At 69.0% G+C, this 25416-nt stretch carries 26 protein-coding genes; 13 read left to right on the plus strand and 13 right to left on the minus strand.

Translation table 11 applies throughout. The annotated features are described in order from the left end of the window. Positions 1-108: 108 nt before the first annotated feature. Positions 109-1089, plus strand: coding sequence for a quinone oxidoreductase (locus tag ACEI37_RS05620; RefSeq protein ID WP_373375808.1), 981 nt, complete (start codon positions 109-111; stop codon positions 1087-1089). A gap of 25 nt (positions 1090-1114) precedes the next feature. Next, entirely contained in the window at positions 1115-1963 is an 849-nt protein-coding gene (locus tag ACEI37_RS05625) for a TauD/TfdA dioxygenase family protein (protein ID WP_373375809.1), read from the plus strand. Positions 1964-2033: 70 nt separating this feature from the next. Here ACEI37_RS05625 and ACEI37_RS05630 read toward each other — a convergent pair whose 3' ends face one another. From ACEI37_RS05630 to ACEI37_RS05640, 3 genes are read right to left on the minus strand one after another with little or no spacing between them, the layout of a single operon-like run. Continuing rightward, positions 2034-3008, minus strand: coding sequence for a tripartite tricarboxylate transporter substrate binding protein (locus ACEI37_RS05630; protein ID WP_373375810.1), 975 nt, complete (start codon positions 3006-3008; stop codon positions 2034-2036). A 10-nt stretch (positions 3009-3018) separates the two neighbouring features. Next, entirely contained in the window at positions 3019-3210 is a 192-nt protein-coding gene (locus ACEI37_RS05635) for a DUF1289 domain-containing protein (RefSeq protein ID WP_373375811.1), read from the minus strand. 57 nt (positions 3211-3267) lie between these two features. Beyond that, on the minus strand, positions 3268-4326 hold the full coding sequence (locus ACEI37_RS05640; RefSeq protein ID WP_373375812.1) for a 3-keto-5-aminohexanoate cleavage protein: 1059 nt from the start codon (positions 4324-4326) through the stop codon (positions 3268-3270). Between the two features lie 118 nt (positions 4327-4444). On the opposite strand from ACEI37_RS05640, the gene ACEI37_RS05645 reads away from it, so the two are divergent. Beyond that, entirely contained in the window at positions 4445-5449 is a 1005-nt protein-coding gene (locus ACEI37_RS05645) for an AraC family transcriptional regulator (RefSeq protein ID WP_373375813.1), read from the plus strand. Between the two features lie 67 nt (positions 5450-5516). Here the strand turns inward: ACEI37_RS05645 and ACEI37_RS05650 are convergent, their stop codons facing one another. The 4 genes from ACEI37_RS05650 to argG all read right to left on the minus strand — a co-directional run bounded on the left by ACEI37_RS05650 (position 5517) and on the right by argG (position 10276). Further along, positions 5517-6680, minus strand: a complete 1164-nt coding sequence (locus ACEI37_RS05650) for a porin (RefSeq protein WP_373375814.1) — start codon at positions 6678-6680, stop codon at positions 5517-5519. Between the two features lie 68 nt (positions 6681-6748). After that, positions 6749-7342 (minus strand): RBBP9/YdeN family alpha/beta hydrolase, encoded by a 594-nt coding sequence (locus ACEI37_RS05655; protein ID WP_373375815.1) that lies wholly within the window; start codon positions 7340-7342, stop codon positions 6749-6751. A gap of 18 nt (positions 7343-7360) precedes the next feature. Continuing rightward, positions 7361-8719, minus strand: coding sequence for an MFS transporter (locus ACEI37_RS05660; protein ID WP_373375816.1), 1359 nt, complete (start codon positions 8717-8719; stop codon positions 7361-7363). 231 nt (positions 8720-8950) lie between these two features. Beyond that, a complete protein-coding gene (gene argG, locus ACEI37_RS05665; RefSeq protein ID WP_012357049.1) occupies positions 8951-10276 on the minus strand; it encodes an argininosuccinate synthase in 1326 nt (441 codons plus the stop codon). 335 nt (positions 10277-10611) lie between these two features. Here argG and ACEI37_RS05670 point away from each other — a divergent pair, with 335 nt between their 5' ends. Genes ACEI37_RS05670 through ACEI37_RS05680 form a run of 3 tightly spaced genes read left to right on the plus strand, consistent with a single transcriptional unit; the run spans position 10612 to position 13570 of the window. Beyond that, on the plus strand, positions 10612-11775 hold the full coding sequence (locus ACEI37_RS05670; RefSeq protein WP_373375817.1) for a CaiB/BaiF CoA transferase family protein: 1164 nt from the start codon (positions 10612-10614) through the stop codon (positions 11773-11775). 43 nt (positions 11776-11818) lie between these two features. Further along, on the plus strand, positions 11819-12778 hold the full coding sequence (locus ACEI37_RS05675) for a Bug family tripartite tricarboxylate transporter substrate binding protein (protein ID WP_373375818.1): 960 nt from the start codon (positions 11819-11821) through the stop codon (positions 12776-12778). A 15-nt stretch (positions 12779-12793) separates the two neighbouring features. Continuing rightward, a complete protein-coding gene (locus tag ACEI37_RS05680) occupies positions 12794-13570 on the plus strand; it encodes an enoyl-CoA hydratase (protein WP_373375819.1) in 777 nt (258 codons plus the stop codon). Positions 13571-13585: 15 nt separating this feature from the next. Here the strand turns inward: ACEI37_RS05680 and ACEI37_RS05685 are convergent, their stop codons facing one another. After that, positions 13586-14533, minus strand: a complete 948-nt coding sequence (locus ACEI37_RS05685; protein ID WP_373375820.1) for a LysR family transcriptional regulator — start codon at positions 14531-14533, stop codon at positions 13586-13588. Positions 14534-14768: 235 nt separating this feature from the next. Here ACEI37_RS05685 and ACEI37_RS05690 point away from each other — a divergent pair, with 235 nt between their 5' ends. From ACEI37_RS05690 to ACEI37_RS05700, 3 genes are all read left to right on the plus strand, one after another. Beyond that, entirely contained in the window at positions 14769-15194 is a 426-nt protein-coding gene (locus ACEI37_RS05690) for a VOC family protein (RefSeq protein ID WP_111520773.1), read from the plus strand. Positions 15195-15285: 91 nt separating this feature from the next. Beyond that, positions 15286-15489: a SlyX family protein gene (locus ACEI37_RS05695; protein WP_373375821.1), complete on the plus strand. Its 204-nt coding sequence runs from the start codon at positions 15286-15288 to the stop codon at positions 15487-15489. Between the two features lie 101 nt (positions 15490-15590). Then, positions 15591-16145, plus strand: coding sequence for a DUF1439 domain-containing protein (locus tag ACEI37_RS05700; RefSeq protein ID WP_373375822.1), 555 nt, complete (start codon positions 15591-15593; stop codon positions 16143-16145). A gap of 49 nt (positions 16146-16194) precedes the next feature. On the opposite strand, the gene ACEI37_RS05705 is transcribed toward ACEI37_RS05700, so the two are convergent. The 3 genes from ACEI37_RS05705 to ACEI37_RS05715 all read right to left on the minus strand — a co-directional run bounded on the left by ACEI37_RS05705 (position 16195) and on the right by ACEI37_RS05715 (position 18589). Next, positions 16195-17103 carry a DMT family transporter gene (locus tag ACEI37_RS05705; RefSeq protein WP_373375823.1) on the minus strand — a complete coding sequence of 303 codons (909 nt, stop codon included), beginning with the start codon at positions 17101-17103 and terminating at the stop codon, positions 16195-16197. A 380-nt stretch (positions 17104-17483) separates the two neighbouring features. After that, positions 17484-18341, minus strand: coding sequence for an NAD-dependent protein deacetylase (locus ACEI37_RS05710; RefSeq protein WP_373377720.1), 858 nt, complete (start codon positions 18339-18341; stop codon positions 17484-17486). Positions 18342-18364: 23 nt separating this feature from the next. Beyond that, a complete protein-coding gene (locus ACEI37_RS05715; protein ID WP_373375824.1) occupies positions 18365-18589 on the minus strand; it encodes an oxidoreductase-like domain-containing protein in 225 nt (74 codons plus the stop codon). A 238-nt stretch (positions 18590-18827) separates the two neighbouring features. Between ACEI37_RS05715 and ACEI37_RS05720 the strand changes: the two genes are divergently transcribed. From ACEI37_RS05720 to ACEI37_RS05735, 4 genes are all read left to right on the plus strand, one after another. Then, entirely contained in the window at positions 18828-21122 is a 2295-nt protein-coding gene (locus ACEI37_RS05720) for a patatin-like phospholipase family protein (protein WP_373375825.1), read from the plus strand. Positions 21123-21360: 238 nt separating this feature from the next. Continuing rightward, the gene (locus tag ACEI37_RS05725) at positions 21361-21795 is read left to right on the plus strand and encodes a YeeE/YedE family protein (protein WP_373375826.1); all 435 of its coding nucleotides are present in this window, start codon (positions 21361-21363) and stop codon (positions 21793-21795) included. Positions 21796-21798: 3 nt separating this feature from the next. Continuing rightward, positions 21799-22224 (plus strand): DUF6691 family protein, encoded by a 426-nt coding sequence (locus ACEI37_RS05730; protein WP_373375827.1) that lies wholly within the window; start codon positions 21799-21801, stop codon positions 22222-22224. Between the two features lie 94 nt (positions 22225-22318). Then, complete coding sequence (locus tag ACEI37_RS05735) at positions 22319-23167, plus strand: IclR family transcriptional regulator C-terminal domain-containing protein (protein ID WP_062803923.1); 849 nt, start codon at positions 22319-22321, stop codon at positions 23165-23167. A 24-nt stretch (positions 23168-23191) separates the two neighbouring features. Here the strand turns inward: ACEI37_RS05735 and ACEI37_RS05740 are convergent, their stop codons facing one another. Together ACEI37_RS05740 and ACEI37_RS05745 are read right to left on the minus strand one after the other, a co-directional pair. Then, a complete protein-coding gene (locus tag ACEI37_RS05740) occupies positions 23192-24367 on the minus strand; it encodes an NAD(P)/FAD-dependent oxidoreductase (protein ID WP_373375828.1) in 1176 nt (391 codons plus the stop codon). 93 nt (positions 24368-24460) lie between these two features. Next, on the minus strand, positions 24461-25213 hold the full coding sequence (locus ACEI37_RS05745; protein WP_373375829.1) for a flagellar brake protein: 753 nt from the start codon (positions 25211-25213) through the stop codon (positions 24461-24463). Positions 25214-25416 lie beyond the last annotated feature (203 nt).

The following is a 25416-nucleotide window of genomic DNA, read 5'->3' on the forward strand; positions in this document are numbered from 1 at the left end:
ATGCAAAGTCGGCGGTAGCCAATGCAAAGCCGGCGCGGATCGCTCTCCCTACAGTGGCAGGCATGTGCAGCGCATCTGCACCAACGCCAATTCCAGGAGACCAGAACCATGGCAAATGTCGTCCGCATGTACGAGACCGGCGGCCCCGAAGTGCTGCGCTACGAACACATGGAAGTCGGCGAGCCCGGGCCGGGACAGGTCCGCATCCGCCACGTCGCGGTGGGCCTGAACTACGCCGACACCTACTTCCGCAACGGCACCTATCCCGTGCCGCTGCCCAGCGGCATGGGCGTGGAAGCCGCCGGCGTGGTGGTGTCGGTGGGCGCGGGCGTGACCAACGTGGCGCCGGGCGATCGCGTCACCTACACCGGCTTCGTCAACACGCTGGGCGCGTACAGTACCGAGCGCCTGGTGCCCGCCGCGCCGCTGATCCGCCTGCCCGACAGCATCGCCTTCGAAACCGCGGCGGCGATGACCATGCGCGGGCTGACCTCGGCCTACCTGATGCGCCGCATCCATCCGTTCCAGGCCGGCGACACCATCCTGCTGCACGCGGCAGCAGGCGGGGTCGGGCTGATCGTGTCGCAATGGGCCAGGCTGCTGGGCCTGACCGTAATCGGCACGGTGTCGACCGAGGCCAAGGCCGAGGTGGCGCGCGCGCACGGCTGCGACCACATCATCTACTACACGCGCGAAGACGTGGCCAAACGCGTGCGCGAACTGACCGATGGCGTGGGCGCGGCGGTGGTGTTCGACAGCGTCGGCAAGACCACCTTCATGGGCTCGCTGGATTCGCTGCGGCGGCGCGGCACCATGGTCTGCGTGGGCACCGCCTCGGGCCCGGTGCCGCCGTTCGATCCGGCGCTGCTGGCGATGAAGGGCTCGCTGTTCCTGACGCGGCCCGCGCTGGCCGACTACATCGCCGATCCCGCGGAAAAGCAGGCGCTGGCCGACGAGATCTTCGGCCACGTCGCCGCGGGCCGCATCCACATCGGCATCAACCAGCGCTATGCGCTGGAAGATGCGGTCCAGGCGCACCAGGACCTGGAAGCGCGCCGCACCACCGGATCATCGATCTTCGTCATCTGAAAAACAAAGAAAGAGGAGACCACCCATGCATGCGGAACCGCTGACCTGCACCATCGGCGCCGAACTGACCGGCGTCAGCCTGGCCGATGCCTCGCGCGACGCCGGCCTGTTCGCTGAAATCAAGGCGCTGCTGCTGCAGTACAAGGTCTTGTTCCTGCGCGACCAGCACATCACCCGCGCCGAACACGTTGCCTTTGCCCGCCAGTTCGGTGAACTGGAAGACCATCCCGTAGTGGGCAGCGACCCGGAGCATCCGGGTCTGGTGCAGATCTACAAGTCGCCCGACAGCAAGGTCGAGCACTACGAGAATGCATTCCATTGCGATGCCACCTGGCGCCAGGCGCCGCCGATGGGCTGCGTGCTGCGCTGCGTGGAAACGCCGGCGGTCGGCGGCGACACCATCTGGGTCAACATGGGCGAAGCCTACCGGCGCCTGCCGCAGGACATCAAGGCACGCATCGAAGGGCTGCGCGCGAAGCACAGCATCGAACACACCTTCGGCGCCAACATGCCGCCGGAGAAGCGCGCCGCGCTGGCGGCGCAATTCCCGATGGTGGAGCACCCGGTGGTGCGCACCCATCCGGAAACGGGCGAGAAGGTCCTGTTCGTCAACGCCTTCACCTCCCACTTCGCCAACTACCACCGCGGCGACGTGATCCGCTTCGGCAAGGACTTCATGCCGGGCGCGGGCGACCTGCTGCACTACCTGTGCGCGCAGGCAGAGATCCCGGAATACCAGGTGCGCTGGCGCTGGAAGAAGCACAGCGTGGCGATCTGGGACAACCGCTGCACGCAGCACTACGCGGTGCAGGACTATGCGCCCACGGTGCGCAAGATGGAACGTGCCGGCATCATCGGCGACGTGCCGTTCTGACTACGGCAGGCGAGAAACAAAAAAGGGCAGCCTGGCGGAGCTGCCCTTTTGCGTATTGCCGGCTGCGGCTTCAGGGCTGGATATTGAAGGCCTTGACGATGCCGGCATTGCGCTCGAACTCGGCCCGCACCGACTCGCTCAATTGCGTCAGAGGTTGCCCCGGCAGCGGCTCATAGCCGAGCGCCTCCATGCGCTCGCGCACCCTGGCCGAAGCCGCGGCCTTGTACGCCGCCGCGTGGATCTTGTCGGCCAGTTCGGGCGACAGCCGCGCCGAGGCGATCACGCCGACCCAGTTGCTGAACTCCATCTCCGGGTAGCCCATTTCCGCGAAGGTCGGCACCTGCGGCAGCAGCGCCGAGCGGCTCTTCGCCGCCACGGCATAGACCTGCACCTTGCCGGCGCGGATCATCGGCAGCGAGGTCACCATGCCGTCGTACATCACCGCGATCTGGTTGCCCATCACCTGCGCCAGCGCCGGCGCCGAGCCGGCGAAGGGCACATGCTGCAGGTCCAGCCCGGCCTTCTGGTTCATGATCATGCCGGCGTAGTGCGAGGCGGTGCCGGCGCTGTACGAGGCAAAGCTGAGCTTGCCCGGATTGGCGCGCGCGTAGCTGACCAGGCCCTTCAGGTCCCTGGCCGGCAGGCCGGGCGCGCCGATCATCACCATGCGCGAACGCGCCACCGCGGCAATGGGCCGGACATCCTTGAGCGGGTCGAACGCGGGCTTGAGCACGTGCGGCACCTCGGTCAGCACATTGCTGGCGGTGACCATGATGGTCTGGCCATCGGCGGGCGCCGCCAGCAAGGTGGTGATGGCGATGCCGCCGCCCGCGCCGGGCTTGTTGTCGACCACCACGGGGTGGCCGAGGTCCGCCGATAGCTGGTCGGCCAGCAGCCGCGCGAGTACGTCCATGGTGCCGCCGGCCGGCGCCGGCACCAGCATCCGGACCGGCTTGCTGGTCCAGGCCATGGCAGAAGGGGCGGCCAGCGCGAGGCTGGCCGCGGCGGCGGCGATGCGCAGCAGCAAGGCGGGGCGGGTGGTCATGTTGTCTCCGTTATCTAGTATGGCGGCTGCCGGCCCGGCGTGCCGGCACCTCGGCCAGGACCTGCGCGCGTTCAGCCTCGCTCAGGTGCAGCCAGCGGCCGATTTCAAGCCGGGTCCGGCCACAACCCTGGCAATAGCGGTTGGCAAGATCCATCCGGCAGATGTTGATGCAGGGATTGGCAAGCGCGTCGGGGTGATGCATGGCGGACTCCTGTCATGCCTTGCGGGGCCGGCGGTGCACCGGCCCCGACCACTGCCGTCAGGCCGCGGCGCGCAGCGGCAGATTCTTCTGGCCCGACTTGCGGTTGGGGGCCATGCCGTTGGCCTGCAGCGTGGCCTCGGCACTGTCGTACCAGGTGCCGATGCGGTAGATCTCGCGCGCCTCCTTGCCCGAGGCGATCTCGCGGCCCAGCTCGCGCGCCACGCGCACGCATTGCTCGATCTGCTGCACCGAGGTCATGCGGTTGCCGTGCTGGTCGATGATGGTGTCCTCGATGCCGCAGCGCGGATGCAGGCCCATCGCCATCGCCATCATGTTGAACGGCAGCACATTCTTCAGCAGCGACTCGGCGGTCAACGTGCAGCCGTCGGGGGCGCGGTGCACGAAGTTGAAGAAGTTGAACGGGTTGGGACCGTCAAAGCCGCCGCCGATGCCGATCCAGGTCAGGTTCAGCGGACCGGTGTAGACGCCCGCGCGCACCAGCCGCTCCAGCGTTTCCAGCGCATGCATGCCGGTCAGCTGGAAGTGCGGCTGGATGCCAGAAGCCTGCAGCCGGCGCAGGTGCTCTTCGACCCAGCCCGGGCCGGCCGGCACGGTCATCTCGCGATAGGCGGCCTGGTAGGCCGGGTGCTCCAGCGAGGTCCCCTTCAGGTACTCGGGATAGAGCAGCTCCATGATGTTCATCTGCGTGGTGTTGATGGCCACGGTGACCTGGTCCGGCTTTGGCTGCAGCTCCGCCAGCATGTGGCGGGTGTCGTCGGACAGCCACTTGGCCTCCTGGCCGTCGTCTTCCGGCGCGAACGAAATCGAGCCGCCGACCTGGATGATCATGTCCGGCACCGCGGCGCGCACGCCGGCGATCAGCTCGTTGAACTTGGACAGGCGCTTGGAGCCCTTGCCGTCGAGTTCGCGCACGTGCAGGTGCAGCACGGTGGCGCCGGCGTTGTAGCAATCGACCGCCTTCTGCACCTGTTCCTCCATGGTCACCGGGATGTCCTCGGGGAAGTCCTGCGGCATCCACTCGGGGCCATACGGCGCCACGGTGATCACCACCTTGTCCATGTTCTCGGGGTGCAGGGAATCGTCGAGGAATTGCATAGATCGCTCCGGTTGGTTGGTGACTGGAGTATCGATCAACGAACCGTCGCGATTTGACGATCCGGGACAACCGATTTACATTTCGGGACACTCAGGGAAAGCCCGGAAAGCCGCTGTCATGTCCTACTACCTGCGCAGTGCCAGCCTGACCAACTACGTCGAAGTCGCGCGTGCGCTGGGGCTGGATCCGTACCAGCAGCTCAGGGCCGCGAAGATCAACCGCTCAGTGCTGCTCGACCCCGATATCCGCATTCCGGCGGCGGCGGTGGGGCGCCTGCTGGACGCGTCGGCGCGCGCCGCCGGGGCCGAGGATTTCGGCCTGCGCATGGCCGAGCTGCGCGAGTTCTCCAACCTGGGCCCGCTGGCCTTCGTGGTGCGCGAGGAGCCGACGCTGCGCCGTGCGCTGGAATCGATGGTGCGCTACATGGGCCTGCAGAACGAATCGCTGTCGATGCGGGTCGAAGACAGCGATGACCTGGTGATGATCCGGCTGCAGGTGCTCAGCGAAGCGCCGGGCACCTTGCGCCAGGCCACCGACCTGGCGGTAGGCGTGATGTTCCGCATGCTGAAGCTGTTCCTGGGGCCATCGTGGCGCCCGCGCAGCATCTGCTTCACGCATCCGGCGCCGGCCAGCACGGCGACTTACGCGCGCGTATTCGGCATGGCCGGCTCCTTCAACCAGGATTTCGACGGCATCGTCTGCCAGGCCGCGGACCTGGAAGCGCCGTTGCCGTCGTACGACCCGGTGATGGCGCAGCAGGTGAAGCAATATCTCGGCACGCTGCTGGCGCAGTCGACCGCGGCCACCATGCCGGACATGGTGCGCAAGCTGGTGTACGCGCTGCTGCCGACCGGGCTGTGCTCGGTAGAGCGCGTGGCCCAGCATCTCAGCGTCGACCGCCGCACCGTGCACCGGCGCCTGGAACAGGCGCATACCACCTACTCCGACATCCTCGCCGAGGCCCGCGCCGACCTGGTGATCCGCTACCTGGAAAACCGCGAGCGGCCGCTGTCGGAAGTGGCCGCGCTGCTGGGGTTTTCGTCGCTGAGCGCGTTCTCGCGCTGGTTCAGCGGGCGTTTCGGGCGCAGCGTGTCGGCATGGCGCGGGCGGCAGGATCAGTAAAAAGACGCCGCACGCGCATCTACGGCGCGGCGGCCATAACGAGCCCTGGCTGGCAGCAAGGCCCCGATCAAAACTTGTGCCGGATCCCCAGCGCCACGCCAACCATGCTGCGTTGCCCGTTGGCCGCGGCATAGCTGTTGCCCAGCGACAGGCTGTTGGCATAGACCGTGGCCAGCGATTCCAGCATCAGCCCGGCATTGCGCGCGTAGGCGGTGGACAGGTACACGTCGGTGCGCCGCGAAAACGCATAATTGGCGACAAAGGCGATCTGCCACGGATTGGCCACGTGCGTATCGCCGAACAGGCTCCTGACGTTGTCGTAGTTGTATTCCAGCGTCAGCCCCACCGCCGGGCTGACCTGGTAGTTGGCGCCGATCCAGTAGTAGTCATCGCGCTGGATCACCACGTCGGCGGCGTTCTTGTTCTGGCCCCAGCGATAGCCGCCCATGACCTTGGCCGGGCCGAAGGTGTAGCTCGCTGCCACCACGGCCTTGCGCGCGGTGCCACTGCCGGTGCCGATGGTCGGGTTCCACTGGTCATAGCCCACGGTGGCGCCGAAGGGTCCGGCGGCATACGCGAGCGAGGCGCCATAGGCGGTGTCGCGGCGGAACTGTCCGGGCACTTCGCCACTGCCCCCGATCGGCGTGGCGATGCCGACCGTCTGCGGCAGCGCCAGCCCGACGCCGAACGACCAGTGCGCGCGCGCGGTCAGCGGGCCGAACTGGCCGGTATACTTGACGGTGTTGTCCTCGCGGAAATTGGCGCCGGCCTGCAGTACCACCGGCTCGTATTGCGTGGCGTAGGCCGTGGGCGAGAAATTTGCCAGGGCTTCGAAGATCGACGTGTACTGGCGGCCCAGGCTGAGCTGGCCGATGCCGGCGTGCCGCACGGCAACAAAGGCCTGGCGACCGAACAGGCGCCCGCCTTGCTGCAGCGCGCCGTTGTCCACGCCGAAACCGCTTTCCAGCACGAACGATGCCTGCCATCCGGCGCCCAGGTCCTCCATGCCGCGCAGGCCCCAGCGCGAGCCGGACAGGCCCCCCGAGGCCATGCGGAACACCTTGTCGCCCGCCCCCGGGTTGAAGCCGTTCGCCGCGACCGGCACAGCACCAACGCGGTTCACGTATTCGACGTTGATGTCGGCCACGCCATACAGCGTGACCGACGATTGCGCGGCGGCCGCCAGCGGGCACCCCAGCATCAGCGCCATGACGGCGTTTCGGTTTTTCATTGGTCTCCTCCTTGTTGGCCCGGCCCTGGCGGCCGGATGCTCTTGTTATGGCGCGCGCTGCGGCGCGCTCACGCCTGCCGCGCGACCAGCGTCTCCAGCTCCGCCAGCAATGCATGGGCGCGCGGCCAGGGGCCGTAGCCGGCGGCCGGGTTGAGGTGGCCGACGTTGCCCAGGTCCACCAGCCGGCTGCCCCACGCGGCGGCCATTTCAGTGACGCGCGCATGGCTGGCCAGCGGATCGTTGCGGCTGGCCGCCACAAGGCTGGGGAACGGCAACGGCGCCAGCGGCGTCGGCAGCCAGCCGGCTTGCGCCAGCGCTTGCTGCGCCGGATAGCCGGGCGGCAGCGGCTGCGTAAAATCCGGCGGCGTCACCAGCAGCGCGCCGCGGATGGGGCGGCGGTGCAGCGCCGCCCAATGCACGGTGATCATCACGCCGGCGCTGTGCGCGACCAGCACCACCGGCCCGTCGATGTCCGCCAGCGCCGCCTCGAGCGCGGCGACACGGGCGGCGCGGCTGAGCTTGTCGTGCTCCAGCGGTGGCACGCAGCGGGCGTCATGCCCCTGGGCCAGAAGTTCGGCTTGCAGCAGGGTCTGCCAGTGCTCGGCGACGTGGTCGCGCAGGCCCGGCACCATCAGGATGGTGGGTGAGGGGGTAGCAGTCATGGTGGGATCGGGAAAGGGTCAGGCAGGAACTGCGTGGGGCACGGGTTGGCCATCCAGGCGCCGCAGGTCCGCGGCATAGTGCCGACGGCCGATGCAGAACAGCAGCGTGGCGGCGGCGCCGGCCAGCGGAATCCATTGCAGCGCGCCGGTCAGGCCGATGCGGTCGGCCAGCACGCCGGTCAGGAACGGACCCGGCGCCAGGCCCAGCAGGTTGTTGATCAGCGTCAGCGTGGCAAACGCGGTGGCGTGAATGGCGGGCCGCGTCAGGTTGGCCACCATCGCGCTGGCCGGGCCGGCGCAGCCGCCCACCACCAGCATGCCCGCCCCGATCAGCACCAGTTGGACCGTGCCGGCGGGCAGTCGGAACGCCGTCATCAGCAACACGCAGCAGGCCAGGCTGTAGGCGATGGCCATCTGCCATTTGCGCCCGGGCGCGCGCCGCGCCACGCGGTCGGTCAGCGCGCCGCAGACCACCATGCCGGCGCCGGCCACCAGCACCAGCAGCGCCGCCACCACGCCGGCACGGCCGGTGGCCATGCCGTACTCACGCGCCAGGAAGCTCGGCAGCCACGCCAGCAGCGCGGCCATCACCAGCAATTGCAAGGCGCTGCCGGCGCAGGCGCACAGCATCGAAGGCAGCGTCAGCAGCTCGCGCACGATCCGGCGCGGCGCCAGCTCGCGCGCCGTGGCCGCGTCGCTGCCACCGTCGTCGTTGGCGGCGCCAACGCGCTGCTGCAGCCCGCGCAAGCGCCGCTCGCTGATTGTCAGCGCGTAGCAGGCCACCATCGCCAGCCCGAACGCGGCCATGCCGGCAAAGGCCATGCGCCAGCCGAAATGCGCGGACAGGATGCCGCCCAGCCCCATGCCCAGCACCGAGCCGAACGCGCCGCCGGCGATAAACGCGGCGCTCAGGCTGGCGCGCAGATGGCGCGGGAACACCGACACAACCACCGCGATCCCCACGCTGCCGTACGCGGCCTCGCCGATGCCGACGCACAGCCGCGCCAGGAACATCTGGCCGAAACTGCCCGCCAGCGCGCAGCCCAGCGTGGCCAGGCTCCACAGCGCCGCCATCAGCACCAGGCTGCGCACCCGGCCCCAGCGGTCGGCCAGCAGCGACAGCGGAACCGCCAGCACGCCCACCATCAGCGCCACCACCCCGCCGAGCGCTCCCAACTCGGTATCCCCGAGCTGCCATTCGGCCTTCAGCAGCGGGAACACGGCATTGAGCACCTGGCGCGACATGTAGTCCGACAGCAGCAGCGCAAAGGTCAGCGCAAACACCAGCCACGCATAGCGCGATCCGGCAGCCGCGGGCGCAGCGGGAGTCGACGCGGCGGATGCGGCGGCGGCAAGGGCAAGGCGGGATCTGGGCATCGGGCGTCTCCGGAAACCGGCCGGCGGGCTTGGCGCCGCCGTGCGTTCAGTGCCCGCGCTAAGTGGCGGACGAGCGCAGCCAGTATCAGGCGATCGGCACCACGCGGTTTGATATTCCGGGACGTTCGCTTGACATTATGGGACAGGTCGGGAAAACGCGGAGACAAAAAAACCGGCACCCTGAGGTGCCGGTTTCTGGCGGCCCCGCCGTCAGGCGGAGAATCGCGACGCTCAGTCTTCCAGCTTCGGCAGCGAAGCGCTGACCTGCGTCGACAGCAGGCCGGTCTTGGCATACGTCTGCAGCTTCTCGCGCGTATCGACGATATCCAGCGTGCGCATGGTCAGCTGGCCGATGCGGTCCAGCGGCGTGAACATCGACTCGCCCTTCTCCATGGTCAGCCGTTCGGGCTTGTAGGTCAGGTTGGGCGAAGTGGTGTTCAGGATCGAGTAGTCGTTGCCGCGGCGCAGCTCGATGGTGACCTCGCCGGTGATGGCGCCGGCGACCCAGCGCTGGGCGGTTTCGCGCAGCATGATGGCCTGCGGGTCGAACCAGCGGCCCTGGTACAGCAGACGGCCCAGGCGGCGGCCGTTGTCGCGGTACTGCTCGATGGTGTCTTCGTTGTGGATACCGGTGATCAGGCGCTCGTAGGCGATGAACAGCAGCGCCAGGCCCGGGGCTTCATAGATGCCGCGGCTCTTGGCCTCGATGATGCGGTTCTCGATCTGGTCGCTCATGCCCAGGCCATGGCGGCCGCCGATGCGGTTGGCTTCCATGAACAGGTCGACAGCATTGGCGAAGGTCTGGCCGTTCAGCGCCACCGGCTGGCCTTCCTCGAAGCGCACCGTGACTTCCTCGCGCTTGACTTCGACGTCGTCGCGCCAGAACTGCACGCCCATGATCGGCTGCACGATGCGGATGCCCGAATCCAGGTGCTCCAGGTCCTTGGCCTCGTGGGTCGCCCCCAGCATGTTGGAGTCGGTCGAGTACGCCTTCTCGGCCGACATCTTGTAGTCGAAGCCGTTCTGGCGCATGAACTCGGACATCTCGGCGCGGCCGCCCAGTTCGTCGATGAACTGCTGGTCCAGCCACGGCTTGTAGATCTGCAGGCCCGGGTTGGTCAGCAGGCCGTAGCGGTAGAAGCGCTCGATGTCGTTGCCCTTGAAGGTGCTGCCGTCGCCCCAGATGTTGACGCCGTCTTCCTTCATCGCGGCGACCAGCATGGTGCCGGTGACGGCGCGGCCGATCGGGGTGGTGTTGAAGTAGGTGATGCCGGCAGTGGAGATATGGAAGGCACCGCACTGCAGCGCGGCGATGCCCTCGGCCACCAGCTGCGCGCGGCAGTCGACCAGGCGGGCTTCCTCGGCGCCGTATGCCTTGGCGCGGCGCGGGATGTCGTCGTAGTCGGGCTCGTCGGGCTGGCCCAGGTTGGCGGTGTAGGCGTAGGGGACGGCGCCCTTCTGGCGCATCCAGAGGAGTGCCGCGCTGGTGTCAAGGCCGCCGGAGAAGGCGATACCGACGCGCTGGCCGGTAGGAATGTGCTGCAGGATGGTAGTCATCGCCAGAGATCAATGTGAATTTGTCGGCTCTTGGACGGGCTTCCACTGCGTCGGCCGAAAGCGGCCGGGGGGCGGCGGGAAGCACGGCGACGCGGCCGGCCGAGTCACGTGCCGAGTCAGTGCCAAACGCGAATTGTGACACGGCAGCGCCCACGCGCCAAACGCGGGGTCGGGCCGGGGCGCCGGCGCCACCCGCACGCGCGCCGGACGCCTCGATGCCGCAGCGCCGCCGTACCGTTCAAATCCGGCGAACGCGCCTTTCAAAACTATCGACTGGCTCGCTCCGATACCCCTCCCTATACTGCGCCGCACTGTCATCGGAAAGCGGAGTCGTCATGCTGCATCGCGCCCTGGAAGGCGTCCGGGTCCTGGATTTGTCGCGCATCCTGGCCGGTCCCTGGTGTACCCAGAACCTGGCCGACCTGGGCGCCGAAGTGACCAAGGTCGAACACCCCGAACGCGGCGACGATACCCGCGGTTGGGGGCCGCCCTACCTCGACGCACCGGCCGGCACCGAGGGCGATGCGCGCCTGTCCGGCTACTTCATCTGCTGCAACCGCGGCAAGCGTTCGATCGCAATCGACTACGGCACGCCCGAAGGCGCGGCGCAGGTGCGCGAGCTGGCGCGCGAAGCCGACGTGCTGGTCGAGAACTACAAGGTCGGCACGCTGCGCCGCTACGGGCTGGACTACGACACGCTCAAGGCGATCAACCCGCGCCTGGTCTACCTGTCGATCACCGGCTTCGGCCAGAGCGGGCCGATGGCGGACAAGCCTGGCTACGACTACGTGTTCCAGGGCATGGGCGGGCTGATGAGCTACACCGGCCAGCCCGACGGCACGCCCGGCGCCGGCCCGCTGCGCACCGGCGTCGCGGTGGTCGACCTCAGCACCGGCATGTATGCCACCTCCGCGGTACTGGCCGCGCTGTACCAGCGCCAGGCGACCGGCGTGGGCGCGCACCTGGACATCGCCCTGCTCGACGTAGCCGTGGCGATGAATGCCAACCAGGCCGCCAACTACCTGGTGTCGGGGCAGAACCCGCAGCGCAGCGGCAACGCCCATCCCAACTGCGCCCCGTATGAAGTGTTCCGTTGCGCCGACGGCCACCTGATCCTGGCGATCGGCAACGACAGCCAGTTCGCACGCTTCTGCGCCGTGGCCGGCAGCCCGGCGCTGGCGCAGGATTCGCGCTACGCCACCAATTCCGCGCGCATCGAACACCTGGACGCCTTGCGCGCGCAATTGACCGAACTCTTCCCCACCCGCACCCGTGCCGCCTGGACCGAGGCCTTCGACGCCGCCGGCGTGCCGTGGGGCCCGATCCACACCATGGACGAAGTCTTCGCCCATCCGCAGGTCAGGCACCGCCGGCTGATGCAGGTGGCCGAGCACCCCGTGATGGGCCGCGTGCCGATGGTGCGCAACCCGATGCTGGCCGGGCACGACGGCCCGCCGCCGCCACCGCCCTTGCTGGGCGAACACAGCCCGCAGCGCTGACCGCCCTGCCACGAGATCTATAACCCTGACCCGGAGACACCCGATGAAACCCGCCCTTTTTGCCATGGCCTTGCTCGGCATCGCCAGCAGCGCGCACGCCGCCTACCCCGAGCGGCCGATCAAGCTGATTGTGCCCTACGCCGCCGGCGGCACCACCGACATCATTGCCCGCATCGTCGGCACCCGCCTGGGCCCGGTGCTGGGCCAGCCGGTGGTGATCGAGAACCGCCCCGGCGCCGGCGGCGCGGTCGGCAGCGCCTACGCGGCCAAGCAGCCGGCCGACGGCTACACGCTGGTGATGGAGGTGGAAAGCTCGCACGCGGTCAACCCCAACGTCTACCTGAAGACCGCCTACGACCCGGTCAAGGACTTCGCGCCGATCAGCAACCTGGCCGACGTGCCCAACGTGCTGGTGGTCAATCCGGCCTTCCCGGCCACGGACCTGGCGTCGTTCATCAAGCAGCTCAAGGCCAATCCCGGCAAGTACTCGTTCGGCTCGTCCGGCAACGGCGGCCTCAGCCACATGAACGGCGAACTGTTCATGAACGCCACCGGCACGCGCATGCTGCACGTGCCGTACAAGGGCCTGGGCCCGGCGCTCAACGATGCGGTCGCCGGGCAGATCCAGGTGGTGTTCGACAATATCCCGTCGTCGTCCGGGCTGATCCAGGGCGGCCGCCTCAAGCCGCTGGCGGTGGCAGCAAAGCAGCGCCTGAAGGTGCTGCCGAATGTGCCCACCTATGCCGAGGCCGGCCTGCCGGCGATGAACAACCCGTCGTGGTTCGGCCTGGGCGCGCCGGCCGGCACGCCCGCCGCCATCCTCGACCAGCTCAACGACGCGGTGCGCCAGGTGCTGGCCGAGCCGGAGGTGGTCGCCGCCATCGAGAAACAGGGCGCGATCCCGGCACCGACCTCGCGCAAGGCCTTTGGCGACCTGGTCCGTGGGCAGAACGCGCACTGGAAGCAGGTGGTCGAGGCCATCCACTTCACCAAGCTCCAGTAAGCCACGAGGACCGACATGAGCGCACTTCAGCAGGAACCGCACGCCGGCGTCGAGATCGACGCACGCGGCATTGCCACCATCACCATCCGCGAGGCCGGCTCGCTCAATATCCTGAGCACACCCGTGATCGCCTCGCTCACGCGCGCGATCGAAGCGCTGGCCGCCCAGGACGCGCTGCGCGTGCTGGTGCTGCGCGGCACCGGCGACAAGGGCTTTATCGGCGGCGCCGACATCAAGGAGATGGCGGCGCTCGACCGCGCCAGCGCCGAGGCCTTTATCAGCGGCCTGCGCCGCCTGTGCGATGCCGTGCGCCACCTGCCGGTGCCGGTGATCGCGCGCATGCCGGGCTGGTGCCTGGGCGGCGGGCTGGAACTGGCGCTGGCGTGCGACCTGCGCATCGCCGCCGACACCGCGCAGCTGGGCATGCCCGAGGTGAAGGTCGGCATCCCGTCGGTGATCCATGCCGCGCTGATGCCGCGCCTGATCGGCAATGCGCGCACCGCGTGGATGCTGCTGACCGGCGAGATCGCCGACGCCGCCGAAGCGCTGCAGTGGGGGCTGGTCAGCCGCGTGGTGCCGCTGGCCGAGCTCGACCTGGAAGTCGAGCGCGTGGCCGCGCTGCTGGCGGGCTTTGGTCCGGTCGCGGTGCGCCAGCAGAAACGCCTGCTGCGCGAGTGGGAAGATGCGCCGCTGGAGGTCTCGATCAACAACAGCGTGACCGAGTTCGGCAGCGCCTTCGACACCGGCGAGCCGCAGCAGCACATGGCCACCTTCCTGAACCGCAAGCGCTGAAGCGCGGAGAGGAAGCTACGGCGCCGTGGCGGCCACGGCGCCGCCTTCGCGCGTGGCCACCACGCGCGGATCGTTGAGCAAAAACTGCGCAAAGGCCTCGGCAAACCCGGGCAGCTTGCCGTCGGCGCGCACGATCAGGTTCAGTTCGCGCAAGGCCCACGGCTCGGCCAGCCGCACACCGGCCACGCGCGCCTCGCGCAGCGCCTGCGCCGCCACGCTGCGCGGCACCAGCGCCACGCCGACGCCGGCCTCGGCCAGCGACAGCACCGCATCGAAGCTGTGCGCATGCAGGCGCACGTTTGGACCCTTGCCGGCACGCTGCGCCATCTCGCGCAGAAACAGGAAGTTGCTGCTGGTGCGGCTCATGCAGACAAAGTCGAACGCCAGCGCCGCGCCGAAGCGCACCTCGGGCTCGCGCGCGAGCGGGTGGTCCGCCGCCATCACCAGGATCAATTCGTCGCGCGCGTAGTGCACCGAGCGCACGCCGGCGGCATCGTCGCCGGTATGGAAATCTCCCGCCAGGATGCCGACATCGGCTTCGTGCGCCGCCACCGCGGCCAGGATCGCCTGGCTGGCGCGCTCCTCCAGGTCGATGTTCACGTCCGGGTTGGCCAGCAGGAAGCGGCTCACGCTGGGAATGATGAAGCCGTTGAGCGAGCTGCTGTTGGCTAGCAGCCGGATATTGCCCTTCAGCCCGGCAGAGAAGCGTCCGACCTCGCCATGCATGCGCTCAACCCCCAGCAGCAGTTCGCGTACATGGACCAGCAGGGTTTCGCCGGCAGGCGTCAGCTCCATGCCGCGCGCGCTGCGCACGAACAACGGCGTGCCCATGGCGTGCTCGAGGTTCTTCAGCCGGTAGCTCGCCGCCGACGCGGTGATGTGGGTGGCCGACGCGCCGCCCGACAGGCTTTGCGCATCGGCAATGGCCTGGAACAGGCGCAGGTCGGTCAGTTCGTAACGCAAGGCAACTCCATTTGGGCCGCGGCGGTCGAAACGGTTGGCGATGGGCGGCGGTCTAGCGGGCCATTCTAGTGCACCGCGCCACCCGCACTCCCGCGCCCATCGCGCATTCGATGTGGACGCCGTCCAGTTTCTTTGCTAAGGTATTGTGGACGGCGTACACAAAGCGTGTCGCCATTTTGCCGAGATCCCCGCGGCCCCCTACAGCCCCACAGGCCGCGCCTTCAAAGGAGTTGTCATGCAAGTCCAGCCCTATCTGTTTTTCGAAGGCCGTTGCGATGAAGCGGTCGAGTTCTACAAGCAGACCCTCGGCGCCAAGGTGAACGCCCGCATGACCTTTGCCGACAATCCCGACGCCGGCAAGGGCGGCGAAGGCTGCCAGCCCGGCGCGGGCGCACAGGACAAGGTCATGCACCTGGAATTCCAGGTCGGCGACAGCATCATCCTGGCTTCCGACGGGCAGTGCTCGAACCAGGTCGCATTCCAGGGTTTCGGCCTGGCGATTACCTTTCCCGACAAGGCCGGGGTCGAGAAGGCCTTCAACGGCCTGAAGGAAGGCGGCCAGGTGCTGATGCCGCTCGACAAGACCTTCTTTGCCGAACAGTTCGGCATGGTGGCCGACCGTTTCGGCATCATGTGGATGCTGCTGACGGCGCCCAAGTAAGCCAGGGAGCAGGTTCCCGGCCAGCGGCGCGCTTCGGGCCACAGCCCGGCGATGGGTTTACAATGCGCGCCGCCCGCCGGAGAAACTAGCCATGGACGATCGCATCAACGAACTCGAAATCAAGCTCGCCTTCCAGGAAGACCTGCTCGATACCCTGAACAGCACCGTGGCGCGCCAGCAGCGGCAGATCGACCTGCTGCAGGAGCAGTTCCGCGCGCTGTACCAGCAGGTGCGCAGCGCCGCCACCACCGCGGCCGACGCCGACCCCCTGCAGGAAATCCCGCCGCACTACTGAGCCGGCCCCTTGGCCGATGTGACGGAACGCTGCCCCCTGCCACGCGGTCTGACAGGCTGATTCCATCAAGGCGGCGTCCCACGGCGCGCCCCATCCTGCACATGCGCCTGAAACCTTTCCTGTTGCTTGCCGCCGCCTGCATCGCCGGCTCTGCTCCCGCCCTGGCCGGCTACAACATCTGGACCGGCGAGTATTCCCTGACCCGCCAGGAACTGCAGACCGAACTCGACAAGCGCTTTCCCGCGACGCTGCGCTACGCCGAAGTCGTCAGCGTCCAGCTCAGCCACCCGCGGCTGGTGCTGGATGAAGCCAGCAACCGCATCACCACCCACGTCGACGCACGCCTGACCAACGCGCTGCTGCCCTCCCCTCCCGTCGACGGCAAGCTTGCGCTGAACAGCGGCATCCGCTATGACGCGAGCAGGCGCGCGGTGCTGCTCGACAACCCCACCGTGCAGCAGGTCGAAGTCGCCGGCATGGGACCCTATCGCGAACAGCTCAACGCCATCGGCGCCGTGGTCGCGCAGCAGCTGCTGAAGGATTACCCGATCTATACGTTCAAGCCGGAAGAGCTGCGCGTAGGCGGCAAGGAGGTGGAACCGGGGGCGATTACGGTGGGGAAGGATGAGGTGCGGGTGGAGGTGAAGCAGCGGTAGGCTCGGCTTTCGGGCTGCCTACTCCCTCCCATCCCACCCTACCTCGGCATCAGCCCTTGGGTCGCTTGAACACCAACCCCAACCCCGCCAGCACCGCCCCCGTCCCCGCCAGCGCGAGCGGCGCCATGCGGTTGCCCAGCAGCAGGTAATCCAGCGCCGCGGTGCCCGCCGGCACCAGGTAGAAGAGGCTGGTTACGTTGACCAGGTTGCCGGCGTGGATCAGGCGGTAGAACAGCAGCGTCGCGCCGATCGAAATCACCAGCGCCAGCCACAACAGGGGTGCGGCGAACGCCAGCGAGGCTTCGAAGGCGAAGGGCTGGAACGGCAGGCACAGCAGGCAGGCCGCCAGGCTTGCGCCGTACTGCAGCGGCAGCACTTCGGCGGGCGCGCGCGGGCTGCGCTTCTGCAGGATGGCGCCGACCGTCATGCTGGCCAGCGAGGCCAGCGCGCACAGTACGCCCGCCGGCGACAGCCGGGCCAGCAGCAGGCTGTCGGCGACGACCATCGCCAGCCCGGCGAATGCCAGCGCCAGGCCGCCCAGCCGCGCGACGCTGGCGCGGCGCTCGGTCAGCAGCAGCGTCAGCATCGGCTGCGCGCCCAGCACCGTGGCCAGCACGCCGGGCGTCATGCCGTGGTCCAGCGCCAGGAAGTAAAAGACGGCATAGCCGCCGATCAGCAGCAGGCCCGTGCCGGCCGTTTGCAGCCGCTCGCCGCGCGGCGGCAGCAGGCGCCTGCGCGCCAGGCCGATGGCGCCCAGCACCGCGCAGACCAGCGCGAAGCGCAGCGTCAGCAGGGCGAACGGGGTGGCATGGTCGAGCGCCAGCCGGGCGGCGATGGCGCCGCTGCTCCATAGCAGCACGAACAGTGGTGTGGCCCAGAGGGCGGAGGAAGTGGTGCGCGTGGTGGGCGTGTTGCGCGCGGCGTCGAAGCGCGCCGCGCAATCTTCTTGGTTGGTCATGGCTTGTCATCTGTCGTCAGCTTGGCGGACTCCGGCGACGCGCGTCGACATGCGGCCACGGCACGGCGGCAGCGCGCACAGGCGTGCGGCGGCCGTGCGCGCGGGCGCACGAAGGCGGGATTACCGGAGACGAGAAGGGCTGGGGCGCGTGCCCGTCAGCCGCGCGGCGGCGGCGGGTGTGCACCGCCGTAGAACGGCGGCGGCGGCGCGACAGATGTGAACGCAGGCGCGCGACGCGGGCACGGCAACGCGCGGCCCGGAGGCGCGGCGATGACGGGGCGTTGGCGGTCTGCGGTCATGGTGGAAATGGGAATCCCGAAGAAATATCGAACCGCTTCAAGCAGGCGGTTCGGCGATCCTATGCCCGCGCGGCGCTGGCGTCAACCAGCTGCGGCCTGCTCCAACCGCGACACCAGTGCCTGCAGCGCCGGCGCGCAGCTGGCCTCGACCTTCAGCGCCAGCATGGCGTCGGCACGCGTGGTGCCCAGGTTGAGCGCGGCCACCGGCTTGCCCATCTGGCCGGCCCAGACGCAGAAGCGGTAGCCCGAATAAACCATCAGCGACGATCCCACCACCAGCATCGCATCCGCGGCTGCCAGCGCCGCACGTGCCGCGTCGACGCGCGCACGCGGCACGGACTCGCCGAAGAACACCACGTCTGGCTTGAGGATGCCGCCGCAATGGCCGCACTCGGGTACCTGGAACTGCGCGAACAGCGGCGATTCGAAATGCACGTCGCCATCGGGGGCGGGCGGTGCAATCACGTCACGCAGCGCGGCATTCCGTGACATCAGCCAGTCCTGCAGCCCGGCGCGGTCGTGGCTGGCGCCGCAGTCCAGGCAGATGGCGCTGGCCAGGCTGCCGTGCAGTTCGATCACGCCCTGGCTGCCGGCGCGCTGGTGCAGGCCGTCGACATTCTGCGTGACCAGCGCCGTCATCCGGCCCTGCGCACCGAGCCGCGCCAGCGCGTGGTGGGCATCGTTGGGCCGCGCCTGCCACGCCAGCGGCCAGCCGAGCATGCTGCGCGCCCAGTAGCGCTGCCGCCCGGCGTGCGAGCCGAGAAAGGCCTGCAGCGTGATCGGCGGCGAGCGCTGCCACTGGCCACGCGCGTCGCGGTAGCCGGGAATGCCGGAATCGGTGCTGATGCCGGCGCCGGTCAGCACGAACAGGCGCGGGTGGCGCTGCACGAAATCGAACAGCGCCGCCCCGGCTGCCGGGGAGGGCTGCGATGGCTGCATGGCCGGGACGCTCAGGTGTGTACTCAAGCGGCCGGATCCTCGACATGGCGCGCGGCCTGGCGCGCTTCCCATGCCCGCAGCGCCTCGCGGTAGCGGTCCATCTCCTGGTAGTAGTAATCGAAGATGCAGGGATCGCAGCCGGAGCCGCAGCACTCGCCGTCGGCGGGCCGCTCCGGCGGCTCCGGGCGGGGATCGTCAGGAGTAAGCGTGGAACCAGCGGCGGGGACTACGGGGGACACTTGAGACACTTGCAAATCGCGCGCGCGGCGCCATGGCAGACCAGCCCCCAGTATATTCCGGTGCGCCTGCCCATGCCCGGCGGCCCCTGGAAGTGCCGCCAGCCGATCTGAACGCTTCCGAGCCGCGTGTTGAATTGTTTTGGCGGACAGCGCGGCACAGGGCCTGCGCGCCACGTTTTGCCGGAAGATAGCCGGACTTCCCGCCCCGGCAACCGGCCACGCAGCGGACTGCGACCCCGATCGAGCCATGAAGGCAGCCCCACACCAACGCCTGCGCCACGCCGGCACTAAGCGCTTGCTCGCCGCCATCGCGCTGGCTGCCGGCGCCGCGACGGCCGCGGAGCGCCCGGCGCCCGGTCAGGATGCCGCCGCCGCGACTCCCGCAGTCCCCGCCCACGCCCGGCCTGCCGCGGCGGGGCGCCCGCGCATCTGCCTGGTGCTGTCGGGCGGCGGCGCGCGCGGCGCCGCGCATATCGGCGTGCTCAAGGTGCTGGAGGCAATGCGCATTCCGGTCGACTGCATCGCCGGCACCAGCATGGGGTCGCTGGTCGGCGGCGCCTATGCCACCGGCATGGGGCCCGCGGAGATGGAGCGGCTGGTCAGCGGGCTGAGCACCGACAAGCTGTTCAAGGAACGGCCGCCGCGCCAGGACCTGACCGTGCGGCGCAAGCAGGATGACTTCACCAACCTGTTATCCCCGGAGATCGGCTTGCAAGCGAGCGGCGTGCTGCTGCCCAAGGGCGCGGTCTCTGGCGTGCAGCTCGAGACAGTGCTGCGCCAGCTGGCCAGGACCCCAGGGTTCCGCGATTTCGACCGCTTGCCGATCCCATACCGCGCAGTGGCGACGGACCTGGTGGCGGGCACGCCGGTGGTGTTCAGCCAGGGCGAACTGGCCAACGTGATGCGTGCCAGCATGTCGGTGCCGGGCGCGGTAGCCCCGGCGGAATACGAGGGCCGGCTGCTGGTCGACGGCGGGCTGACCGACAACCTGCCGGTCGGCGTGGCGCGCAACATGGGCGCCGATATCGTCATCGCCGTGAACCTGGGTACGCCGCTGATGAAGCGCGAGGCGCTGACCTCGGTGATCGGCGTGACCGGCCAGATGCTGAACATCCTGACCGAGCAGAACGTACGCGCGTCGCTGGCCTCGCTGCGGCCCACCGACGTGCTGATCGAGCCCGCGCTGGGCGACTTCTCCGCGACCGACTTCGACCACCTGCCGACCACCATCCCGATCGGCGAGGCCGCCGCGCGCAAGGTCGCCGACCGGCTCGCGCCGCTGGCGCTGCCGCCGGCGCAGTATGCCGAGCTGCGCGCGGCCCAGCAGGCGGTGCAGCCGCCCGACACCCGCCCCGTCGACGAGATCCTGCTGGCGCCGCTGCATCGCGTCAATCCGGACTATGCCACCGCGGTGATGCAGACCCGGGCGGGCGAGCCGATCGACCAGGCCGCGCTGGACCAGGATATGCGCCGCCTGTTCGGCACCGGCGACTTCGAGCACGTCAACTACGGCATCCTGGAAGAGCCGGGCCGGCGCGTGCTGACAGTCAATGCCGTGGAAAAATCGTGGGGCCCCGACTACCTGCGTTTCGGGCTGGGCCTGAGTTCGGATTTCCGCGGCGACGCGTACTTCAACCTGGTCGGCAGCTACCGGCGCACCTGGCTCAATGCGCTGGGGGCGGAATGGCGCACCGACATGCAGGTGGGCCAGACCTCGGCGCTGAGCAGCGAGTTCTACCAGCCGCTGGATACGCGCCAGTTCTTCTTCATCGCGCCGCGCATCGAGCTGGAGCGGCGCCCGGTCAATGTGTTCCAGGGCAGCACGCGCATTGCCACCTACGACGTGCGCCGCTTCGACCTGGCGCTCGACCTCGGCAGCCAGTTCACCAAGTACGGCGAGCTGCGCGTCGGGGTGCAGTCGGGCTCCGAGCATGCCACGCTCAGCACCGGCCCGGCGGCGCTGTCACCGGGCCCCGGCAGTATCCGGCGCGGAGCCATCACCGGCCGGCTCTTCTTCGACCAGCTCGACAGCGTGGACTTCCCGCGCTTCGGCTATGCGGGCGGAGTGCGGATCTATGCCTCGCAACCGGGGCTCGGGGCCGACCGGTCTTATATCAAGGCACAGGCCGACGGCATCTATGCCCATTCGTTCGGCGACCATACGCTGTCGTTCGGCTTCAAGGTCGGCGGCAATCCCGGCGGCAAGCCGCTGCCCAACTACGACCTGTTCCAGTGGGGCGGCTTCCTGCAGCAGTCCGGCTATGCGACCGGGCAGCTGATGGGCGGCAACCTGCAGTTTGCGCGGCTGGTGTACTACAACAAGCTGGCGCGGCAAACCCTGCTGCAAGGTGTCTACGCCGGTTTCTCGCTGGAGGCGGGCCGCGTGGGCGACCCGCTGGTGCCGGGCAGCCCGACCGGGCTGCTCAAGTCCGGCTCGCTGTTCCTGGCGCTCGACAGCCCGCTCGGGCCGCTGTACCTGGCCTATGGCCGCGCGGCGGCCGGCGTGTTCAGCTTCTACCTGTACCTGGGCAAACCGTTCTGACGCGGCGCGGCAATGTGCGGTCTGCCGTACCCCTCCAAAGTTGTATGTAATGTCTTAATTCAAATGTCTATACTTTTCCCTGTCACCAAGACCCCCTCTTGAATGACAACCTTCCCCGGTCGCCGCTTCCCCAGCGGCGACTTTTTTCTGGGCGCGTGGCCGACGATGGCGCGCCTATAATCCCTGCCCTGGGCTGCACTTGCGGCCGCCTCCGCGCCAGATTCCGCGCGCACCCTTCATGCAGATCGACTTCCAGCATTTCACGCCGTGGCTTTCGCTCGCCGGCGGGCTTGTCATCGGCCTTGCGGCGGCGCTGATGATCCTTGGCCTGGGCCGCATCGCCGGCATCAGCGGCATCGTCGGCGGCCTGCTGCGGCTGCCGCAAGGCGACACCGCATGGCGCGCGGCCTTTGTCATAGGGCTACTGCTGTCGCCGTGGCTGGCCACCGCGTTCGATGCCATGTCCGTGGCACACATCGATGCGGGCTGGACCGAGGTGCTGGTGGCCGGGCTGCTGGTCGGCGTGGGCACTCGCTACGCCGGCGGCTGCACCAGCGGCCACGGCGTGTGCGGCCTCTCGCGCGGTTCGGTGCGTTCGCTGGCGGCCACCGTGACCTTTATGGCGGCCGGCTTCCTGACGGTGCTGGTGCAGCGCCACGTGCAGGGAGGCTGAATCATGAGCACGTTGTTGGCGTTGCTCGCCGGACTGGTGTTCGGCATCGGCCTGATCGTCTCCGGCATGGCCAACCCGGCCAAGGTGCTGGGCTTTCTCGACCTCGCGGGAGCGTGGGACCCATCGCTTGCCTTCGTCATGGCCGGCGCGATCGGGGTCGGCGTGGTGGCTTTTGCGCTGGCGCGCCGGCGCCAGCGCTCTTTGCTGGGGTTGCCAATGCAGTGGCCGGCGCTGGCTGCGGTCACGCCGCGCCTGCTGCTGGGCAGTGCCGCCTTCGGGATCGGCTGGGGGCTGGCCGGCTTCTGCCCGGGCCCCGCGCTGGTTGCCCTGGGTGCGGGCTATGCCAAGGCGTGGGGTTTTGTCGCGGCGATGCTCGCGGGCATGGCGCTGTTCGAGGTGGCAGAAGCGCTGACCCGGCGCCGCCAATGACGCATCGCAGCATGAAACCAGTACTGGCCCGCAGCGCCGGAGCGGTTTAACATTGCGCGATTATCGAACGACCGTAGACCACTCCCAGCCTCCCATGGATGTCCTCCGCCCCATCGGTCTTGGCCATGCCCAGGCCGACACCGTCCGCGTTGCCCGGCCCCAGGCCGACCTGCTCGCCAGCTTTGCCGGCGATCCCAATTTCATGCTGTCGCTGGCGCGCGGCCTGACCGTGCTGGAAGCGTTTTCCGAGCGCAAGCGCCCGCTCACGATCTCCCAGGTGGCACAGCGGACTCAGCTCTCGCGCGCGTCGGTGCGGCGCTGCCTGTATACGCTGGAGCAGCTCGGCTATGTCAGCCAACAGGACGGACAGTTCGCGCTGCGCCCGCGCGTGCTGCACTTGGGGCACGCGTATTTCTCGTCGACTTCGCTGGTGTCGCTGGCGCAGCCGATCCTGGACAACCTGAGCGCGCGCATCCACGAGACCTGCACGCTGGCGATCCTGGACGGCACCGACATCCTGTACCTGGTGCGCTCCGAAGTGCAGCGCGTGCTGAACTATTCGCTCGGCATGGGCAGCCGCCTGCCGGCCTACTGCACCTCGAACGGCCGGCTGCTGCTGGCGCACCAGCCCGCCACGGTGCTGGACGGCTTCTTCGAGCATGCCGAGCTGCGCCCGCGCACGCTGCAGACCAAGGTCTCGCGGCAGGAACTGGAAGCCTGCTTCGAGCGCGCCCGCGAAGTGGACTATGTGATCGTCGATGAAGAGCTGGAGCCGGGCCTGCGCGCCATGGCCGTGCCGGTGCGCTCGGCCTCCGGCATCGTGCTGGCGGGGCTGAGCGTAAGCGTGCGCGCCGCGCGCGTCTCCGAAGCGGACATGATCACGCGGCTGCTGGCGCCGATGCGGGAGGCCGCCGCGGCGATCGGCCGGATGATCGGCTCCTGATCCTGCCGCTGGCCGGCAGCCGGGTTACCGGCCCGCGTGTGCGCGCAGCCGCGCGGGACTGAGCATGGCCGCAGTCACGCCATGGTCGGCGATATGCGCCGGCAGCGGCCGGCCCTGCGCCAGCGCGGCGCAGGCCTCGCCCATCGCTGCCGAGGTCTGGATGCCATAGCCGCCTTGCGCGGCCACCCAGAAGAAACCTTCCGCGTCGGGATCGAACCCGCCCACCAGGTCGCCGTCGGCGACGAACGAGCGCAAGCCGGCCCAGGTGCGTGCGGGGCGGCGGATCGTCAGCGTGGTCGCGGCCTCGATCTGGTGGATGCCCATGGCGATATCCAGTTCCTCGGGCTGCACGTCGTGCGGCGGCACCGGGTCGGCATTGGCCGGGGAGCCGAGCAGCATGCCGGCATCGGGCTTGATGTACCAGGTCTCGTCGAAGCCGTAGAACATCGGCCAGCGCGAAACATCGATCCCGTCGGGCGGGGCAAAGACGAAGGCCGAACGCCGGCACGGCTGCAGGCCCACCGGCGCCACGCCCGCGCGCGCCGCCACCACGTCGCACCACGCGCCCGCCGCGTTGACCAGCACCGGCGCGCGGTAGATGTCGGCGCCGGCATGGACGTGCCACAGGCCGTCGCGCCGCTCGATCGCCCCGGCCTCGGCGCCGCAGGCAATCACGCCGCCGTGATGGCGCACGCCGCGCAGGTAGCCCTGGTGCAAGGCATGCACATCCATGTCGGCGGCATCGGGTTCCAGCACCGCGCCCAGCACCAGTTCCGGCCGCAGCACCGGCACCAGCGCGCACGCGCCGGCCTGGTCCAGCCGCTGTGCCCGTGCGCCCATGCCGGCCAGCACCTGCCAGTGCGCATCGAGCTGGTCCTGTTCGCCCGGGCGCGCCAGCATCATGGCGCCGCGCGGCGACAGCACGGGATGGTCGGCAAACCCCGCGGGCGGGGCATCGAGGAAGGCGCGGCTTGCCATAGTCAGGCCGCGCACCTGCGGCGTGCCGTAGCTTTCCAGGTAGAGCGCGGCCGAACGGCCGGTGGCGTGGTAGCCCGGCTGCGCCTCGCGCTCGAGCACGATCACGCTGCCCGCGCGCGCCAGCCAGTACGCCACCGAGGCCCCGGCAATGCCGGCGCCGATGACCAGGTAGTCAGCCGAAAACTGCTTGCCGCCGGCCGGAGCCGGATCGCTGTGGACCATTGCCGTGCGCCTCTCGTGTCATGCGAACTGGCGGGCAATGTAGCGTAAACCGGCCCGGGCGCGGAGGGGGAGCGCGCCGGGTCCGAGGCGGCGTCAGCCGCGGTGCGCCAGTTCGAGCGCGAACACCAGCCGCTGCAGGAAGTTCTCCATGCGCCCGTCCGGATTGACGAAGGCGCAGCCGAAGTGGTGGATGGCGCTGTCGTCGTGGCCCACCAGCCAGTGGCCGACCACCTGCATGTCCACCTCCAGCTTGCCCAGCTCGCGGAAGTCCAGCCGGCACTTCGCCACCGTGGTCCCAACCGGCAGGTGATCGGCGGTGACGGTCTTGGAGCGCAGCCCCACGCCGGACAGCGACAGGTCGGCGATATCGAGGCCCAGCACGGTCTTGTCCGGCATCGGCATCTCGCAGCGGTAGCCCTTGGTCACCAGCGTGCGCGCGCGGAAATGGCGGCGGCGCTGGAAGTGATAGAGCTTTTCCGGAAATCCGACGACGAAGGCGGGGCCGTCTTCATAGCGCGTGGCCGCCGGCTGGCCCACCACGAAGTTGACCGGCACGCCGCGCAGCAGCCCGGAGAACGCGTTCTCTTCGGAGGTCATCAGCGACATCCGTTCGGGCTCGGCATTGCACCAGTCGAACACGAAGGTGCGGTTGACCGGATCGACATGCAGGATCGACGTGACGAACTGGTGCGCGGTGCGGGTGCGCACGCTCAGCATGCACTTCTGCCACGCCAGGTCGCGCAGCACCGTGCCGATCTGCGAGTTGTGGGTCAGGCGATAGCGGTCGTCCGCCGGGTCGGCTTCGGCGTCGGGATCGGCGGGCCCGGGGGCGTCGTGCTGGTTCATAGGTTCACGCAACATCTGGAGGGGCTGGGAGCGACGGCTATGGCACAGCCGCGGACCAGCCGGGAGCCCGTCGGCGGCACCGGCCTGCCGGCCGCGCGCCGCATGTTAAGCGCCTGCACCATTGGCCGGCAAGACCGATGATCTCACTTCGGCAAATCTGTGGCAGAACTTAAGGACAGACTTCCGGGGGGTAGCCTTGGCGC

Origin of the sequence: Cupriavidus nantongensis (genome assembly GCF_041726985.1) — a bacterium.
GTDB lineage: Bacteria > Pseudomonadota > Gammaproteobacteria > Burkholderiales > Burkholderiaceae > Cupriavidus > Cupriavidus nantongensis_A.

What these genes read in the sequence shown, in the direction of transcription:
- ACEI37_RS05620 (WP_373375808.1), top strand. Translation starts at nt 109, where the DNA reads ATGGCAAATGTCGTCCGCATGTACGAGACCGGCGGCCCCGAAGTGCTG.
- ACEI37_RS05625 (WP_373375809.1), top strand. Translation starts at nt 1,115, where the DNA reads ATGCATGCGGAACCGCTGACCTGCACCATCGGCGCCGAACTGACCGGC.
- ACEI37_RS05630 (WP_373375810.1), bottom strand. Translation starts at nt 3,008, where the DNA reads ATGACCACCCGCCCCGCCTTGCTGCTGCGCATCGCCGCCGCCGCGGCC.
- ACEI37_RS05635 (WP_373375811.1), bottom strand. Translation starts at nt 3,210, where the DNA reads ATGCATCACCCCGACGCGCTTGCCAATCCCTGCATCAACATCTGCCGG.
- ACEI37_RS05640 (WP_373375812.1), bottom strand. Translation starts at nt 4,326, where the DNA reads ATGCAATTCCTCGACGATTCCCTGCACCCCGAGAACATGGACAAGGTG.
- ACEI37_RS05645 (WP_373375813.1), top strand. Translation starts at nt 4,445, where the DNA reads ATGTCCTACTACCTGCGCAGTGCCAGCCTGACCAACTACGTCGAAGTC.
- ACEI37_RS05650 (WP_373375814.1), bottom strand. Translation starts at nt 6,680, where the DNA reads ATGAAAAACCGAAACGCCGTCATGGCGCTGATGCTGGGGTGCCCGCTG.
- ACEI37_RS05655 (WP_373375815.1), bottom strand. Translation starts at nt 7,342, where the DNA reads ATGACTGCTACCCCCTCACCCACCATCCTGATGGTGCCGGGCCTGCGC.
- ACEI37_RS05660 (WP_373375816.1), bottom strand. Translation starts at nt 8,719, where the DNA reads ATGCCCAGATCCCGCCTTGCCCTTGCCGCCGCCGCATCCGCCGCGTCG.
- argG (WP_012357049.1), bottom strand. Translation starts at nt 10,276, where the DNA reads ATGACTACCATCCTGCAGCACATTCCTACCGGCCAGCGCGTCGGTATC.
- ACEI37_RS05670 (WP_373375817.1), top strand. Translation starts at nt 10,612, where the DNA reads ATGCTGCATCGCGCCCTGGAAGGCGTCCGGGTCCTGGATTTGTCGCGC.
- ACEI37_RS05675 (WP_373375818.1), top strand. Translation starts at nt 11,819, where the DNA reads ATGAAACCCGCCCTTTTTGCCATGGCCTTGCTCGGCATCGCCAGCAGC.
- ACEI37_RS05680 (WP_373375819.1), top strand. Translation starts at nt 12,794, where the DNA reads ATGAGCGCACTTCAGCAGGAACCGCACGCCGGCGTCGAGATCGACGCA.
- ACEI37_RS05690 (WP_111520773.1), top strand. Translation starts at nt 14,769, where the DNA reads ATGCAAGTCCAGCCCTATCTGTTTTTCGAAGGCCGTTGCGATGAAGCG.
- ACEI37_RS05695 (WP_373375821.1), top strand. Translation starts at nt 15,286, where the DNA reads ATGGACGATCGCATCAACGAACTCGAAATCAAGCTCGCCTTCCAGGAA.
- ACEI37_RS05700 (WP_373375822.1), top strand. Translation starts at nt 15,591, where the DNA reads ATGCGCCTGAAACCTTTCCTGTTGCTTGCCGCCGCCTGCATCGCCGGC.
- ACEI37_RS05705 (WP_373375823.1), bottom strand. Translation starts at nt 17,103, where the DNA reads ATGACCAACCAAGAAGATTGCGCGGCGCGCTTCGACGCCGCGCGCAAC.
- ACEI37_RS05710 (WP_373377720.1), bottom strand. Translation starts at nt 18,341, where the DNA reads ATGCAGCCATCGCAGCCCTCCCCGGCAGCCGGGGCGGCGCTGTTCGAT.
- ACEI37_RS05720 (WP_373375825.1), top strand. Translation starts at nt 18,828, where the DNA reads ATGAAGGCAGCCCCACACCAACGCCTGCGCCACGCCGGCACTAAGCGC.
- ACEI37_RS05725 (WP_373375826.1), top strand. Translation starts at nt 21,361, where the DNA reads ATGCAGATCGACTTCCAGCATTTCACGCCGTGGCTTTCGCTCGCCGGC.
- ACEI37_RS05730 (WP_373375827.1), top strand. Translation starts at nt 21,799, where the DNA reads ATGAGCACGTTGTTGGCGTTGCTCGCCGGACTGGTGTTCGGCATCGGC.
- ACEI37_RS05735 (WP_062803923.1), top strand. Translation starts at nt 22,319, where the DNA reads ATGGATGTCCTCCGCCCCATCGGTCTTGGCCATGCCCAGGCCGACACC.
- ACEI37_RS05740 (WP_373375828.1), bottom strand. Translation starts at nt 24,367, where the DNA reads ATGGTCCACAGCGATCCGGCTCCGGCCGGCGGCAAGCAGTTTTCGGCT.
- ACEI37_RS05745 (WP_373375829.1), bottom strand. Translation starts at nt 25,213, where the DNA reads ATGAACCAGCACGACGCCCCCGGGCCCGCCGATCCCGACGCCGAAGCC.